At 43.4% G+C, this 16,322-nt stretch carries 13 protein-coding genes and 1 tRNA gene; 10 read left to right on the top strand and 4 right to left on the bottom strand.

The genetic code is table 11. The features are described 5' to 3' along the window. Window positions 1–34 precede the first annotated feature (34 nt). Entirely contained in the window at window positions 35–1,033 is a 999-nt protein-coding gene (locus ACMXYP_RS01115) for a branched-chain amino acid aminotransferase (RefSeq protein ID WP_415883173.1), read from the bottom strand. Window positions 1,034–1,393: 360 nt separating this feature from the next. On the opposite strand from ACMXYP_RS01115, the gene waaF reads away from it, so the two are divergent. The 3 genes from waaF to ACMXYP_RS01100 all read left to right on the top strand — a co-directional run bounded on the left by waaF (window position 1,394) and on the right by ACMXYP_RS01100 (window position 6,674). Continuing rightward, the gene (gene waaF / locus ACMXYP_RS01110; protein WP_415883172.1) at window positions 1,394–2,419 is read left to right on the top strand and encodes a lipopolysaccharide heptosyltransferase II; all 1,026 of its coding nucleotides are present in this window, start codon (window positions 1,394–1,396) and stop codon (window positions 2,417–2,419) included. Then, entirely contained in the window at window positions 2,416–3,417 is a 1,002-nt protein-coding gene (gene rfaC / locus ACMXYP_RS01105; RefSeq protein WP_415883171.1) for a lipopolysaccharide heptosyltransferase RfaC, read from the top strand. The genes waaF and rfaC overlap by 4 nt, the downstream gene beginning before the upstream one ends. Before the next feature lie 197 nt (window positions 3,418–3,614). Continuing rightward, the gene (locus tag ACMXYP_RS01100; RefSeq protein ID WP_415883170.1) at window positions 3,615–6,674 is read left to right on the top strand and encodes an EAL domain-containing protein; all 3,060 of its coding nucleotides are present in this window, start codon (window positions 3,615–3,617) and stop codon (window positions 6,672–6,674) included. Between the two features lie 24 nt (window positions 6,675–6,698). Here the strand turns inward: ACMXYP_RS01100 and ACMXYP_RS01095 are convergent. Together ACMXYP_RS01095 and ACMXYP_RS01090 are read right to left on the bottom strand one after the other, a co-directional pair. After that, a tRNA-Thr gene (locus ACMXYP_RS01095) sits at window positions 6,699–6,774 on the bottom strand. A 121-nt stretch (window positions 6,775–6,895) separates the two neighbouring features. Continuing rightward, a complete protein-coding gene (locus tag ACMXYP_RS01090; RefSeq protein ID WP_415883169.1) occupies window positions 6,896–7,276 on the bottom strand; it encodes a hypothetical protein in 381 nt (126 codons plus the stop codon). A gap of 136 nt (window positions 7,277–7,412) precedes the next feature. On the opposite strand from ACMXYP_RS01090, the gene ACMXYP_RS01085 reads away from it, so the two are divergent. The 4 genes from ACMXYP_RS01085 to ACMXYP_RS01070 all read left to right on the top strand — a co-directional run bounded on the left by ACMXYP_RS01085 (window position 7,413) and on the right by ACMXYP_RS01070 (window position 11,145). Next, window positions 7,413–7,922 carry a hypothetical protein gene (locus tag ACMXYP_RS01085; RefSeq protein WP_415883168.1) on the top strand — a complete coding sequence of 170 codons (510 nt, stop codon included), beginning with the start codon at window positions 7,413–7,415 and terminating at the stop codon, window positions 7,920–7,922. Window positions 7,923–8,071: 149 nt separating this feature from the next. Beyond that, entirely contained in the window at window positions 8,072–9,082 is a 1,011-nt protein-coding gene (locus ACMXYP_RS01080; protein ID WP_415883167.1) for a zinc-dependent alcohol dehydrogenase family protein, read from the top strand. Window positions 9,083–9,401: 319 nt separating this feature from the next. Next, a complete protein-coding gene (locus ACMXYP_RS01075) occupies window positions 9,402–10,385 on the top strand; it encodes an HDOD domain-containing protein (protein WP_415883166.1) in 984 nt (327 codons plus the stop codon). A 412-nt stretch (window positions 10,386–10,797) separates the two neighbouring features. Further along, window positions 10,798–11,145 (top strand): hypothetical protein, encoded by a 348-nt coding sequence (locus ACMXYP_RS01070; protein WP_415883165.1) that lies wholly within the window; start codon window positions 10,798–10,800, stop codon window positions 11,143–11,145. A gap of 5 nt (window positions 11,146–11,150) precedes the next feature. On the opposite strand, the gene ACMXYP_RS01065 is transcribed toward ACMXYP_RS01070, so the two are convergent. After that, complete coding sequence (locus tag ACMXYP_RS01065; RefSeq protein ID WP_415883164.1) at window positions 11,151–12,119, bottom strand: hypothetical protein; 969 nt, start codon at window positions 12,117–12,119, stop codon at window positions 11,151–11,153. Between the two features lie 130 nt (window positions 12,120–12,249). Here ACMXYP_RS01065 and ACMXYP_RS01060 point away from each other — a divergent pair, with 130 nt between their 5' ends. The 3 genes from ACMXYP_RS01060 to ACMXYP_RS01050 all read left to right on the top strand — a co-directional run bounded on the left by ACMXYP_RS01060 (window position 12,250) and on the right by ACMXYP_RS01050 (window position 16,322). Next, window positions 12,250–15,069, top strand: coding sequence for an EAL domain-containing protein (locus ACMXYP_RS01060; RefSeq protein ID WP_415883163.1), 2,820 nt, complete (start codon window positions 12,250–12,252; stop codon window positions 15,067–15,069). 160 nt (window positions 15,070–15,229) lie between these two features. Beyond that, on the top strand, window positions 15,230–15,601 hold the full coding sequence (locus ACMXYP_RS01055) for a thiol-disulfide oxidoreductase DCC family protein (protein ID WP_415883162.1): 372 nt from the start codon (window positions 15,230–15,232) through the stop codon (window positions 15,599–15,601). Between the two features lie 133 nt (window positions 15,602–15,734). Next, window positions 15,735–16,322: a TetR/AcrR family transcriptional regulator gene (locus ACMXYP_RS01050; protein WP_415883161.1), complete on the top strand. Its 588-nt coding sequence runs from the start codon at window positions 15,735–15,737 to the stop codon at window positions 16,320–16,322.

Raw genomic sequence — 16,322 nt, 5'->3', positions numbered from 1 at the left:
CTACCCTTTTTTATAAAACTGTTTAAAGAGGCTTTTAAACGTCGGTCAACCAACCGTGCTTATCTTCTGCCTTACCCCATTGGATATCGTTTAGCGCCTTACGTAAACGTAGAGTTGTCTCGCCAATACCACCGTTACCAACGCTGTACTCTTTATCGTTATAAACCATAGTACCCACTGGCGCCAATACCGCAGCTGTACCCGAAAGAGCAGCTTCGCAACCTGGCTTAGCAATACGCTCAAGCATCTCTTCTACCGAGATACTACGCTCAGACACTTTAAGACCTAAATCACGGGCAATGGTTAGAACAGAATCACGCGTTACACCGTGCAGGAAGCTTTCATCCAAATCACGTGTGATAACTTCATCACCATCGATTAGCAGGAAGTTAGCTGCGCCAGTTTCCTGAATATCACCGTTTGGACAGAACAGAACCTGATCAACATTGTGCTCAGCTTTAGCTTTCATCGTTGGCAGTAATGCACTCGCGTAGTTGCCACCACTCTTGATCATGCCATTGTGAGGCGCACAACGTAGGCCGTTATCTTCTACCAACAAGCGCAACGCGCGATCACCACCCGCAAAGTAATCACCTACAGGTGAAAGCAGTACGTAGAAACAAGCCGTTTCAGATGGCGCAGCCGCTTTACCGATCGCAGGCTCAGTACCAAACAACGTTGGACGGATATACATAGAACCCGGAGGCGCTGGAACTTCATCAGCAAAACGCTTCACTGTATCCAGAATCATCTGAGTTACAAATTCCTCATCCAATTCCGGCAGTGCCAATAGACGCGCACTTTGCGCCATACGAGATACGTTACGATCAATACGGAAAACTTTGATCGAACCATCTTCATGACGGAATGCTTTAAGACCTTCAAAACACGTCGAAGAGTAATGCAGCACATGCGCACCTGGGTGCAAGTTGATGCTGTCACTAGGGACCATTTCGACCGCACTCCAGCTGGAACCGTCAAACCAAGAGATTGACATTTCAGGCATAAAAACGGAGCCGAATGCAGTTGCCATGAGACCTTCCTTCTAATTATTTTGATGCGTTACTGTTTTGCCCTTCGATACACTCGATACAGGGGCAAACAGAGATAATATGTACAAATTTAGGGCTGATATTCTAATCCTGATAACAGAAAATTGGAATTCCCTGAGCCCTCCAACAGCGCATCTTGCGGAATTAAAGTGCCAATAAACCCTATAAGAATTGAAATTGGGCGTTTTTCTCCAATTCTTGTATGATTCTCACCTTATCAAATACCGGTTGTATCGGGCTGTCTAAGCACGATAACACACTATTTTTGATCGCAGTCTAAAAGCAACAGAGCAGAAGGTTCACTCTCCTATGTCGTTCACACAGCAAATGGATAACAGCTAATGAAAACGCTTATCATCGGCCCATCTTGGGTAGGCGACATGTTAATGAGCCAATCTCTGTACCAGCACCTAAAACAGAAGAACCCTGATATTGAGATCGACGTATTAGCGCCGAACTGGTGTCGACCTGTTTTAGCGCGTATGCCCGAGGTTAATAAAGCGATCGAGATGCCGGTTGGACATGGCAGCCTGCAATGGGGGCTGCGCAAACAGATTGGTCAGGAGCTCGCTCAAAACGGCTATGAGCAAGCACTCGTGCTGCCTAACTCTTTAAAATCTGCGTTGATCCCATGGTTTGCCAAAATTCCTAAAAGAACCGGTTGGCGTGGAGAGATGCGCTACGGTTTGTTAACCGATCTTCGACCACTGGATAAAGAAGCTTATCCATTGATGGTTCAGCGCTACCTTGGCTTAGCAGAAGCACCGGGGACACCAGCGATCCCAATGGAACAGATCCCCTATCCACAGCTAACGGTAGATAACGCTGAATATGAAGCGGCTTTAACTCAGTTCAAACTAAACCCTGATAAAGTGATCGCTTTTTGCCCAGGCGCTGAGTTTGGCCCGGCTAAGCGCTGGCCAGATTATCACTATGCAGCACTGGCAAAGCTGTTAATTGCTGATGGTTACCAAATCTGGCTATTTGGCTCTGAAAAAGACAAGCCAGTATGCCAACAGATTCAAGACCAGTTGACTGCTGAAGAGCAGGAACGCTGCAGTAACTTAGCTGGCGTTACCTCCCTACCGCAAGCTATCGATCTGATCGCGCATTGCCAAGCGGCGGTGAGTAATGATTCTGGATTGATGCATATTGCTGCAGCAGTCAATGTGCCGCTTGTTGCACTATACGGCCCTACCAGCCCTGGATTTACACCGCCGCTATCCGATAAAGCGGAGATCATTAGGCTGATCGAAGGCTACCAAAAAATTAGAAAAGGTGATGCCGACCAAGGCTATCATCAGAGTATGATCGATATCACACCTGAACTTGCTTATAAGGCAACCATCGATGGATTAAACCGATGAAGAAGGTTCTCGTTGTTAAAACTTCATCCATGGGCGATATCATCCATACCTTGCCTGCACTCACAGATGCAGCTCGTGCAATTCCGGGTGTACAGTTTGATTGGGTCGTAGAAGAAAATTTTACCGAAGTACCTTCATGGCACCCATCGGTTAATCAGGTTATCCCGGTTGCCATTCGACGCTGGCGCAAGAATATCTGGAGCACACTAAAAAGCGGTGAGTGGTCCGATTACAAGCAGCGACTGCAAACAGAAAAGTACGACGCTGTTATTGATGCCCAAGGCTTACTCAAGAGTGCTGTACTGGTCACACGCTTAGCAAACGGTCCTTCATTCGGCTTAGGGAAAGATTCTGCCAAAGAGCCTTTAGCTGCACGATTTTACGACACCTCAGTTTCGGTTCCGAAACAGCAACATGCCGTTGAGCGCGTTCGCCAATTGTTTGCCCAAGCGCTTGGGTACAATCTCTCAGATGAGCGTGGTGATTTTAATATTCGTCAGCACTTTTTAAAGCAAACTCATCGCGAAGCGCCTTATCTAGTCTTTCAACACAGCACCACTCGCTTTGATAAGCATTGGCCTGAAACCTACTGGCATACGTTGATCAAATTCGCTGGTGATGCCGGCTGGAAGATCAAACTGCCTTGGGGCTCTGAACCTGAGCAACAACGTGCACAAAGACTCGCCGCAGCACACGAAAATGCTGAGGTGTTACCACGTCTGCCTTTAGCCGAAATCGCTACAATCCTAACGGGTGCAAGCGCTTGTGTTTCTGTGGACACGGGTTTATCCCACTTAGCTGCAGCCTTGGATACGCCTAATGTCATTCTATTTGGCCCAACTGATCCTGGTTTAGTTGGTGGCTACGGCAAAGACCAAACCTGCCTACAAGCCAGTAGGTTCCCTGCAAATCAGAACAATGTGGAACCAGCGATTTTTGCGCCTTTAACACCAGAAATAGTTTGGTCATATTTAGAGCAAAGCTTGCATAACCAATAGAAAAAAAACAAAACTTTGACTTTGATTCTTTGCCTATCAGGCAAATAGTTCTAGGATAAAGTGAAGGATTTCACCTAAGAAAGCATTAAGCGCACTAATGTACAGGAGCGAGCATTAGCTAGCACGGCAACGATTGCATAGACCTAATTTGTCGACCACTAGCTGCGTTCGACTTTGTTGTATTAAGAAGGTTTACTTTGGCAACAGATCACTCTGAATACGTTCATATCAATAAACCCATCCGCGGCTTGTTAGCATTAGTCGTTTTACCGCTGTTTTTGATCGCGATTGGCGGTATCGGTATCTATTTAAATCTAGCAAGTAAGAGTGAAACTGAAGCACGCAATCACAGCCAAAACATAACTAAGCTGCTAGCAAGCCAAGCCGATGCATTTATCCGTAATAGAACACACGCAGTTGCGCTAATGGCAGGTGAACAACAAATCACCCAATACATACTTAATCCCGATACAAATCGCTCTCGAATCAAGAAAAAACTAAAACGTTACTGCCATACATTGCAGGCATCGATCTGTTACATCATGGATAAGAACGGCGTTACCCAAGCAGACAACCGCCCACCGGAGACGAGCCTTGTAGGAAAAAACTATGCTTTTCGCCCGTATTTTCAACAAGCGATTCAAGGTATACCAATCGTTCACTTAGCTTTGGGCATCACAACAAAAAAACGCGGTCTCTATTTCAGCCACCCTATTTATTCAGATGCTAAGTCTCCTATTGGGGTAGCTATAATCAAGTTCCTACCTGATCAAATTGAAGAGCGTTTCCATCGACTCCCAGGTAATGCATCTTTGATTGATCCGAACGGTGTTGTCTTTGCTTCCAACAATGAAAACTGGCTATATAAGACCCTATTCCCTCTCTCTACAGTACAAGAAAAGCAGGTCGCAGCATCACGACAATTTGGCGATTCAATACCTGAACATTTAGGATTCAGCCGCAAGTTAGATAGCTCAGTGATAGAGAAGGATGAACAACTGTTTATCTATGAAAACGCGCCATTAGAAGAGCTGCCAGGTTGGCACATCTCATTCCTCTTAGAACCTGAACAATTTCAGACTGCAGAACAGATAACTCAGCATCAAATCGCGTTATCCTTAATTGGAGCGATGTTCTTTTTAACCTTAGTTGCAATCAAACTCCTCTACCGCCAGCTTAGGCAAAGCTTAGGTTCGACCCAACGCTATCAGCATGAGTTAGAACAAAGTGAACAACGTTTACAACGTTTTGAAGAGGTCACCTCCGAAGCAATCTTCATCCATAATTCGCAAGGCATAGTCGACCTTAATAGAAGAGCAGAAGAACTATTTGGCTATAGCTACCAAGACTTTATTAAACTGGACCCTCAAACCTTATTTACGCCGGAAAGTTTGCCAACAGCACTTGAACATGCACGAAACACATCTGAGCAACCTTACCAAGCCGTTATTATTACCAAACAACAAGAAGAGATTCCTGTAGTCATCACAGGTCGAAGGGTGCTATGGCATGGTGAGAAAGCAAGGGTAGCCTCATTCCGCGATATCAGGAAGCGAGTTGAAACACAGAAAAAATTGTCTGCTAGTGAAGACCGTTTCCGCCAACTATCAGACCTTGTCGCCGAAGGCTTGCTGATCTATAGCAATCACAAAATCATCGATGTAAATCAGGCCCTGTGCCGAATTTTTGCTACCGATAGAGAAACCCTCATTGCCTCTTCCTTGGATCACCTTTTCAATAAAGAGATATCCGAAGAGATCTTAGAGCTAGAGCAGACAGATAAGTCCTCTTTTGAAATCACACTGCAACGTGGAGACGGCTCTATCTTTCCTGCAGAGATTTCCTCTGCCAGCATGCTATTTGATGATGACCTGTTTAATATCGTCTCTATACGCGATATTAGCCGACAAAAAGAGCAAGAGGAGCATATTCTCTATCAAGCGCAATATGACCTACTCACCAACATTCCCAACCGTGTATTAGCACGTGATCGCGCCGAACAAGCAATCAAAAAAATGCGTCGAGAAGGCCGGAAACTGGCCTTAATGTTTATCGATTTGGACGACTTTAAAAAGGTAAATGACAGCTTAGGCCATGATATTGGCGATCAGCTACTGCAACAGGCTGTCGAGCGCCTACAAAGCTGCTTAGCCGAAAACCACACATTGGCTCGCCATGGCGGAGATGAATTCTTAATTATTCTCGAAGATCTCGAGAAACCAGAACAAGCGGAACTTACTGCTGAACTCATTTTAGAAAAGTTCTCGCAGCCCTTCGTAATCCAAAGTAAACAACTCATTGTTACAGCCAGTATAGGTATCGCCATATTCCCAGACGATGCCGTCGACTTTAGAGCATTATTACGTGCTGCTGACATCGGTATGTACAAAGCTAAAAAAGATGGCCGTAACCGCTTCCACTATTACACTCAAGAGATGAATGATGTCGCGGTTCGACAATTAGAACTCGATAACTGTTTACGTTCAGCCATCGCCAACGATGAACTCAGTTTGGCATTTCAACCGCTGATATGTGGATTAAACAACGACCCTAAAATTGTCGGTGCAGAAGCACTTTTACGGTGGCACTCGCCTAAACTAGGCGAAGTATCCCCAGCCGAATTTGTACCATTAACCGAACAAACAGGCCTCATCATTCCAATCGGACGCTGGGTATTAAAACAAGCCTGCAAACAAGCGCAACGCTGGATTGAACAGGGTCATGCTGGCTTCACTATATCTGTTAACGTTTCGCCGAGGCAGTTTAAGGGCAATGACTTTATAAAAGATCTGAACCAAGCACTTGAATACAGTGGCCTCAGCCCTGAATACTTGAAGCTTGAAGTAACAGAGGGGCTGATTATTGAGGCATCCTCCAAACTTGATAACACCCTACAAGCAATTTCAGACATGGGCATCCAGATCTCAATGGATGATTTTGGTACCGGCTATTCCTCTCTAAACTATCTACAACGCTTCCCGTTCGACAACCTGAAAATTGATCGGTCATTTATCCGAGAACTCGCGACAAATCCTGATTCACAGATCTTAGTCTCTGCAACTATAGCTATGGCCCACCAGCTTGGCCTAAGCGTGACGGCAGAAGGGATAGAGACAGAAGAACAGAAAGAGTATTTACATGAGCTACGTTGCGATTACCTACAAGGCTATTTGCTTGGAAAACCCGTTACAGCGCATATGTTTAGTGAAGCAATAGAGCGAGGAATACAAAAAAATCCAGATGGAGATAATGCTTAAAGAATGCCTAGAAAGGTGAGAAAGTGGTGCCGGCACCAAGAGTCGAACTCGGGACCTACTGATTACAAGTCAGTTGCTCTACCAACTGAGCTATACCGGCACATCTCAGAAGAGGACGCGAATAATAGGCAGTTATTCGACACGAATCAAGACTATTTTTAAAATTATTTCAAAAGCGATTAATTAACATACAAATCAGGTGTGGAAAGAGGTCTTTCCCTCTAATCCAAATTATCTAGCCACTCCTTTCCTTGCTTCTCTGTCTTAAAGAACTCAAATTTTATCTCGTGTTGAAAACAAATCGCTTTGAGCATTCTGAGATCATCTTCATTCGAGTGCGCGAGGTCGATATAGGCGATTTGAAGATGAGTCCAGTCATTATTCACAAACTGATCAACTACATCATACGCTTCCATCACAGGAATAGACCCACATATATGAGATAGATAAAGCACCTTGGTTTGACCTATAGATTCAGCTGTCTCTGCAATCGCTGCCCAAACAGCCAAAGCATCTCTAACTGCATGTTCAGGCTGACGATTTCCAAAGACCTCAACCCGGATAAAAAACGGGGAATGTTCAATCTCATACTGATAGGTCATTTCGCTATAAATCGATCAAGTTATTAACCACCTAATTATAGACAAAGATATTCAGTGCTAAGGACGTAAAGCGTTTTTGTTCTATTCATTTACAATCAAACACATAAAGAACCATATTCGATAAGAGGGGTTACCTTTGAGACTCTTAGCTTGCTTAATGATCCTTAGCGCTTCAGGTATCGTCCTAGCAGATTCAACCAGCTGTGCTGATAAGTTTGAACTCTACGCAAAAGCCCAAACTACCTGGCAATATGACAGTGCCAAACGCGCCGTCCAGCTTCTGCCTGAATATGCTGAGCGAATAAACCACTATAGAGACACGCAACTGCTTTCGATTGAACGTCGTGTTCTTGCGGTGAAATTAGCGTTAAAACATACCCCAGACAAAGTACAAACTTGGGGCAGCATCAACAACTGGATAGACCTCTCCACAGAACTAGAAGCGGAACTCGCTCAATACGATCCAAACCTCAGCACGCTGTCGCAAATGCATAAAAAGATGACGACGCAACCAGAGATAGAAGTCGATAACAATTTTCATCGCACTTTCCAAACAGCAGCATTAAGCGATGATGCCTTTCGACAGCTAATGGATAATTTCAATCTCCGCTCACGCGATATCAACAGTATGAGCTGCGAGAAATAGAACCTCTTAGGGGGCGACTCTGTCCCCTACCCTTTTCTATCTCCTAAATCTGAAAACAGTCACTACTTTAGAGCCATTTTTCACCTTAATGGTTGCCCCTTCCATATCTCAGTGCCACTCTTTCCTACAACATTTAGTGGAGAACAGATATGCGCGCGTACCAAGTAGATTCCGCCGAAGGCATTCAAGCGATTAAGCAAGTCGAAATAGAAACGCCTAAACCCAAGGGCAAAGAGATTCTGGTTAAGATGAAGGCCTGCTCTCTCAACTATAGAGATACGTTAATTACTTTAGGTGGCTATGTACGGAATGATGTACGCCCAATCATCCCTCTGTCTGACGGCGCTGGCGAAGTGGTTAGTGTGGGTGACGAGGTTACTCAATTTAAGGCAGGCGACAGAGTCATTGGTAACTTTTTCCAACACTGGGTAGATGGCGAGATCGATGATCAAGGTCTTAATTCGGCTCTGGGTGGCGCAATAGATGGAGTGCTAGCGGACTACTTTATTCTGCAAGAAGATTGCACGGTAAAAATTCCTGAACATCTATCTTACAGTGAAGCATCAACCCTCCCCTGCGCAGCAACAACTGCTTGGCACGCCTTAGTTAACGTCGGCAATATTAAAATGGGTGACACCATTCTTCTATTGGGTACGGGAGGGGTTTCTATTTTTGGCTTACAGCTAGCGAAAGCTAAAGGTGCCAAAGTGATTATCACCTCATCTAGCGATGAGAAATTAGAACGTGCGAAAAAACTCGGTGCCGACCACACGATCAACTATAAGACCTCGCCAGATTGGGAAGAAGAAGTGCTTAAACTTACCAACGGTCAAGGCGTTGATAACGTATTAGAAGTAGGGGGCGCCGGCACCTTCGAGAAGTCCGTTGCTTCTACAAAAGTTAACGGTACTGTGTCCGTAATTGGCATTCTAAGCGGCTTAGAAAACCCGACTATCAGCTTAATGACGATTTTTAACCTTTTGAGAATACAAGGTATCTATGTAGGTAGTACCGAAATGCTTACACAGCTCACGGAATTTATGGCTGAGCAAAATATGAACCCTATCATTGATAAAACATTTTCATTCAACGATGCCCAAGATGCTTATGAATACATGGCAGCAGCTAAACATTTTGGCAAAGTGGTTATAGAAGCCTAACCCCCCAAAAATTGATATGAATGAAGCTGTAGTACTTATAGCTTCATTCATTAAGCCATACAACAGAATCAAAAATATAAGTGTTCTAACACTTCATGATGCAGCTTCTTTTTCAAAGCACGACTTCTGGCTTTTTCTAGCAATATCCAGGAATACTCAAAGCAACTATCTGTAACTAAAAGGTTAATTCCCTACATAAGTAAAGCCTATATAATGAGTAACCATTCCAAATTGTGACTAAGATCAGATCACACGTAATAGAAGTCAGCTATTCTTAAGGGACTTAGTAGTAGCACAACCTTAAAAGCTGGTGTTTAGAGTGATTTTTAAGTCCCTATTCAAAAAAAAAGAAGCAAACTCACCTCAAGTTCCAGAGACAAAACGTAGAGCTCCGCAAGCAACTGCAGAGGAGATCTCTCAGCTTTTTATAAGCACTCTTTTAGAGCAAGATGTGCAAAATGAACATAATAGTATTGGCAATACAAACGAGTTAGATGACAAGCTCGTCGCTAAAGTAATAGCCGAACTTACTAATTTCAATCCCGATACTATTCCTAAGATCGCCAATGCTTCTCTAGAATTGATGGAAGCGTTAATTGATGAGAACGTCTGTTCCTCTAAAATTGTTGCAACCGTCAAAGAAGATCCTGTATTACTTGGAAAGTTACTCCATCTAGCAAATTCTGCCTTTTATCGCTGTAGTAAAACAGAGATTGAAAGCATTGATGATGCTGTAATCATGATGGGTAATGATGAAATAAGAAAACTCGTAATCAGCACATTGATGGTCGACAACCTGAAAATCAATTCTGTCTATTTCCGCTTTTTTGGCGCTAACATATGGCAACACTCCCATGATGTGGCAACAATGGCTGCTTTATACGCATCCTCTAAAGGAATGAATGAATTTCAGGCTTACCTCAATGGGTTACTTCATGATGTTGGCAAATTAGTCATCTTTAAACTCCTCATTGATGTTCTTGAAACAGAAGCACCTGGCACATACCCGTCCAAATCCTTCTTCAGTGACATCATGAATCGCTACAGTCACAAATTTACCTTAATGGCATTGAAAGAATGGGCACTAAATCCTGATTGGATCAGACCCATTCTTACATATCAGAGCAAGGTTAAATTGGAGAGTATGGACCTAAACAGTCAAGCTCTTTACATAGGTAATTATTGCTCCGAACTCACTCGTCTACGCCAGTCAAAGCTAATCGACGATGAAGAGCTCTCTAGGCAGTTGTATAGCAAAGGGATCGAATTAGAAATTTATAAAGAACTTATAAATAAACTCTGACAAAAGTCACATCTATATTAACAGATCACACGAAGCCCATAGCTCAGGCCCCTAGCTTAATAGAGACATCGTCTCAAAAACATTAAGAATAATCACAACAATATGAGCAAGTTAAAACCTTACAAATCACATTGACATATAAGAGACAAAAAGTATTATTCATACCGCATCACAACAAAGAAACTGCATCGCATGGACAAGGACGACGATTCATTCTATCCACACTGCAGAACTCTTTTAGAGCATTAAAACGGCCATCCGTTACCGCCAAGATATCTAGATACAATTCTACAACTTCATATTACTACGAAATTTTCGGCAGTATATGGAATCATAGAGAAGTGGGATTTGCTCTTACGGGGAAGCCAGATCGAACAACCTCTCCGCCAAGTACACAAAGGGTATAATACCTATGAAAAATTTCGGACTTATCTTTTTTGTGCTTTCATTATCGCTTAACGCATACGCAACAAAAAATTACAGCACCCTACACCAAAAGATTGAACTCAGATTCCAAAGTGAACTTGAGCCTATCGCTTTAGATGCCGCATGGATTAATGCAACAACTTTTAAGATTGGGACCACGCAACAATCTGAAAACCACGAAAAGTTTGCCGCTTATGTCTGTAAGTCTATCCATAACTACGGTCTCTACCATCCAAAATTAACCGTTCGCATTATTAACTTTCCAAGGTTAATGGCTACAGGACACCAAGCAATTTTAGCTGAAAAAAACTGCAGTATGCCTAAAGCACCCTAGATCACTTATTGAACGACAGAGGAAGAATCGAGAGCCTGGTCAAGAATCGAAAAATCCCAAAACTGCTCTAGTGTTTGCTTTTCAGGTTGTTTAATCGTTCCCGCAAAACCATAAAATGCTATATCGGCCGCGAAGGCTGATGCTCGGCCTCCATCATTAGGGAAAGCTCCCTCAGCAACCATTTCCTGTACATATTGAAGTATTTTAATATCTGCTACTTTCGGCAGTAATCCATAATTATTACGCTGATCCAGAATAAATACAGGCTCAAGATTCATTCTGCTCCAGACAAATAGAAGTTCTTCTACTAAAATTCCGAGCTCTTTTTGGTTAGCACTAATAAAGGCCTCATTCGCGAACAACGCTTCATCTGTAGCATCAATTTTCTCGATTGGGAGTACTTTAAAAGGGGATTTAGGCCGATAAATTAGCTGATTTTTACGCTCTGTATCCACAACGGTCGCATGAATTCTTCCATTTACCATGGCATTTGCGCGCACACCAGAGCCAGGTAGGTAGACCATTTTTCCGTATGTAATACCGTGTTTTTTGGCCATCATATTAACTAAGGCTTCAGTACCTGAACCTTTGCCATGGGAGTACATATCTACGCCGTCCAACTCATCCCAACTCGTGTAGTAACGCGTATCCACAACAGGATGGAAGCGGAGCATATTTAACTGGTAAAACATACGAATGGCCGCACCGGTTTCCTGCACTTTCTGGTAAGGAGTCCCCATGCCAATATCCGCTTGTTTATTCAAGATAGTTCTCATTGCCATACCTTCTGACAGCATATAGCTCACCTTGATATTCAAGCCTCTCTCTTTAGCCCGTTCAATAGCAATGAGGGTAGGCAGCATATCCACACCCGGCAAGTCATCCAAAGCCACGCGGATCGGATTCGTATTAGCATTGACGCTTGATATACTAATCGCACAAAAAAGAAGTAAGCTTTTTAAGAATCTCTGCATGTTATCCCCCACCATTTCGCAAACTATTGATAAGCATATTACATTAGAAGTAGATACATAAACGTCTAAAAACGGTATTCTTGGTCCCAATACATCACTTGGTCATGTGGTGCTATAAAGAGGTTGGATCATGAGCACTTCGCTCAAACGCAAGTTTTTACTCCCTATCCTAGCGGGAGCTGCGCTGTTAATTCTGAGTGCTGCGATTATTACGCAACTGGGCTTATTACCCGAACTCCGTTCACAACTGCATAAACGCGCAGAGCTCATGCTAACAACCATACGAGCAGCCTCGAAGATTAATCCTGGCTATCAAGATTTACGCTTTGCATTAGAAGAGATCACTCTAAAAACCTCCGGAGTTTATGGCATCACCCTCGCCACGCTGGACCCCACTATTATCTGGGCTTCGAGTACCCATCCAGATGCAGATTTAGATCAACACACTGCAGACATGCTTGAGTTACTTGATAGCAGTGCAGAACAGCATATTTTCGGTGATTTTATTCACCGTAATGGAGATGTAATCGTTATTGCGCCATTAAAACGCTTAACGGACACCCCTCCTCAGCCAAAGTCTTTTGAGCAATTAATATTACCTAAAGACGTGAATATTTCGTCAGCCTTTTCTCTTGAACCTGATAGCTACGAAGGCATCCTCTATTTACGTTTTAATTGGGCGGAAGCCGAGGCGTTAGCGAACAATGCTCTACTCAATCATATGTTCGCAATCTCCGCGGCTATTCTTTTGATGCTGGCATTAGCAACAACCACTCTCTACAAAGTTATTCTTCGTCCACTAAGTTTGATCAGTAAGACTATTCACGCTCAAAAATCAGGCGCCCTTGATTCACGTACACAAAAACTACCTGATGATGAAATAGGTCTTCTGGGCAGTTCAATCAACGAGATGTTGGATGATCTTCACAATAGGGATCGCCTCTTAAAGAGCGTAGTGAATCACCTACCCGTAGGACTTAGTCTAAAAGGTATTGATGGAAGAAAGATCATTCAGAATGACGCCTATAGAACTTCTTACCTATCACCCTATGTAGATGGAAAAATTCGTGAAGATCTGCTCAATAAACGAGTTGATCTACAACATCGGGTTATTTCGGAAGCCATCCCAGTTTCTCATGAAGAGCTACTCAATTTAAACAATCGTGAACGTCATTTTGAAACCACAATTTTCCCAATTTTTAATACTCACGATGAGATTGAATGGCTAGGCACCCTTTGCTTTGAAATAACAGAGAAGAAAGAACGAGAACAACAACTAACCCAGTTATACAAAGCGGTTGAAGCCGTTAAGAGTGGCATCGTAATTTGTAAATATGACGCACCTAATTATCCAATCATTTACATAAACCCTGCGGTCACGAAATTGACCGGATATTCTGCAGCAGAACTCATTGGTAAGAGCCCCAACATCTTTAGTCAATCTGCAGAGAATAGCAGTGCCTTAGAAGAAATAAGGAAAGCGATTGTTGACCAAGAAACATGCTCCGTAGTCCTGCGCAACAAGCGTAAGGATGGCAGTTACTTCTGGAACGAATTTACACTGTCGATCATAACGACAACCGATGGCGAAGCAACTCACCTTGTCGGGGTTCAAAATGATGTCTCTGAGCGTATAGAAGCGGCGAACAAAATAGAGCATATGGCATTCTTTGATCCTCTCACAGACCTTCCTAACCGCATACTATTCAACGACCGCTTAAGTCAAATAATTGCCGAAGCTCAAAGAGAGCACACCCATGCAGCAGTTATGTATATCGATCTGGACGGTTTCAAAGCGGCCAACGATAGCTTTGGACACAATACTGGCGATCAACTTTTAAAAGATGCCAGCAGTCGGATGAAGCTCTGTATTCGAGAGCAAGATTCTATCGCTCGCATGGGCGGCGATGAGTTTACGATCCTTATACCGGGCTTAAACCCTGAACAAGTCATCGTTAATCTACCTAAAGTCGTTGATAGAATCCTCAAACAACTTAACACCCCCTTTGATATTTTTAACAACCAGGTCCATATCTCAGGCAGCATAGGAATAAGCATCTACCCGAAAGACGGCCGCACGCCCGAAGAGCTCCTTATTAACGCTGATCATGCGATGTACCATGCGAAAGAAAGTGGTAAAAACTCATTCCGTTTTTTCCAACTAGAGATGAATCAGGCTATTGAGCAACAACAGAAAATTGAATTTTCACTGCGAGAGGCGGTTCGCGATAAAGCCTTTAACCTACACTATCAACCACAAGTAAGCTGTCACAGTCATAATCTATCGATCGAAGCGCTCATTCGTTGTAACCATCCAGCGATCAAACATCTATCCCCTGCGACTTTCATACCTGTCGCAGAACAGACCGGTTTGATTGATGAGATTGGTACTTGGGTGATTGAACAAGCCTGCTCTGATATGGCGGAATTCCAAAGAGATGGTTCAAAGATCAACAAAATTGCGATCAACATTTCACCTCAGCAGTTTAGAAGACAAAATATTGCACAGATTATTCACAAGAATATAAAACGCTTTAATCTGCCTACAGATAGCCTTGAAGTAGAGATTACCGAAAATGTGATCATTGACGATTATCAAGCAGCGCTTTCCATATTGAATGAGTTGCGATTACTCGGAGTCACAATAGCTATCGATGATTTTGGAACGGGATACTCATCACTGACTTATCTAAAACAGCTCCCAATCGACACACTCAAAATTGATAAGCAATTTATTGAAGGTCTTCCTCATGATGAAGAAGGGGGCCATATCGTTAAGGCTATTTCAGGTTTAGCTCACGGTATGAACATGCAACTGCTCGCAGAAGGAGTTGAAACCGAAGAACAAGTAGCCTTCGTTAAGGATGAACTAAATTGCGATCAGATTCAGGGGTATTATTTTTCTAAACCCCTAAGTAAGCAGGATTTAATAGCATCTGAGTTTTATTAAGGAAGCCGTTGTCTAAATGCTATGTTCGACCACCTTCAACCTAAGCCACCCCGTAGTAAAAACAAAATAATAGCGTGCCGCAGCGCTTGTTAATTAACCTTTAATTTCTAGCACCTTTGACCCACACTTTAGGTAAGCCTCTTTCACGAGACGGTAAACCATGTCTGATAACGACAATAGAATCACAGTTTTCTATGACGGCTCATGCCCTCGTTGCGTTCAAGATCGTAAAAACTACGAAAGCCAAGATCCTAATGCTGCAGAGGCGGTTGAATGGTTTGATATCACCGACCAAGAGCAAGCATTGATAGCTCTAGGCATAGACCCACAGAAAGCCTTAACCGAACTGCATATTCGAGATGCAGATGGAAAAATCCACTCGGAGTTGGATGCCTATCGAATACTGATGCAAAGAGTACCCAGTTATCGACTCTTAGGCTGGTTCATAAGCCTCCCACTGATCAGGCCTTTAAGCAGCAAGTTATACCATTGGTTGGTGATACGTCGTTTAAGGAAAGCTGGGCGCTTGTAAAGATCCGACAAACCAGTTCTATTTACCCCCTTCCTTTTAGCATCAAATTGCTGCCCTATACTGTTTAACATGCCCCTTAAACATACTCGGTTTGATGTTATGTAACTCACCCTTGTTAAACGATGTGTAAATTATGAATGATGCCCAACCTAATCCAGAGAGTTTGGACACCCAATCCATTCTCGACACAGCGTTAGATTTAGCGCAACAGCAGGGGAGCTGGTACGACCTCAGTTTGGTCGATATCGCGGTGCATTGTGACACCTCAATCAGTGAGATTTATAAACACTTCGCCGATACCAATGCGATTGCCGATTTCTGGTTTTCGCAGGCTCTAGAAACCATGCTATCAGCAGATAGAGATGAGATTCTTGGCTTACCTTTTACTTCACGTTTGGATCATATTATTTGGCGCTGGTTTGAAGCACTCGCTCCCTATCACGCGGTAACCACTCAGATGCTTAAAGCAAAGTTACATCCACCGCATATGCACCACTGGGGCCCCATGATTTTTGATCTCTCACGCTTAGTTCAACTATGGCTTGATATAGCGGAGTTAAATGCTGGAGGGCGGCGCCGCCAAATTCAAGAAATCACACTTACAGGGATTTTTTTGGTGACGTTAAGCGCTTGGTGTCGAGATCAGAGTCCGCAACAAGCTCAAGCACATAGCAAACTATTAAGGATGCTGGAAAAAGCGGAGAGATCCGGGCAATTCTAA

It is taken from the genome of Neptuniibacter sp. QD34_54, assembly GCF_047778055.1.
Taxonomy (GTDB): Bacteria; Pseudomonadota; Gammaproteobacteria; order Pseudomonadales; family Balneatricaceae; genus Neptuniibacter.
The sequence above is the reverse complement of the archived record's forward strand: the minus strand, read 5'-3'. Positions and strand labels throughout refer to the sequence as shown.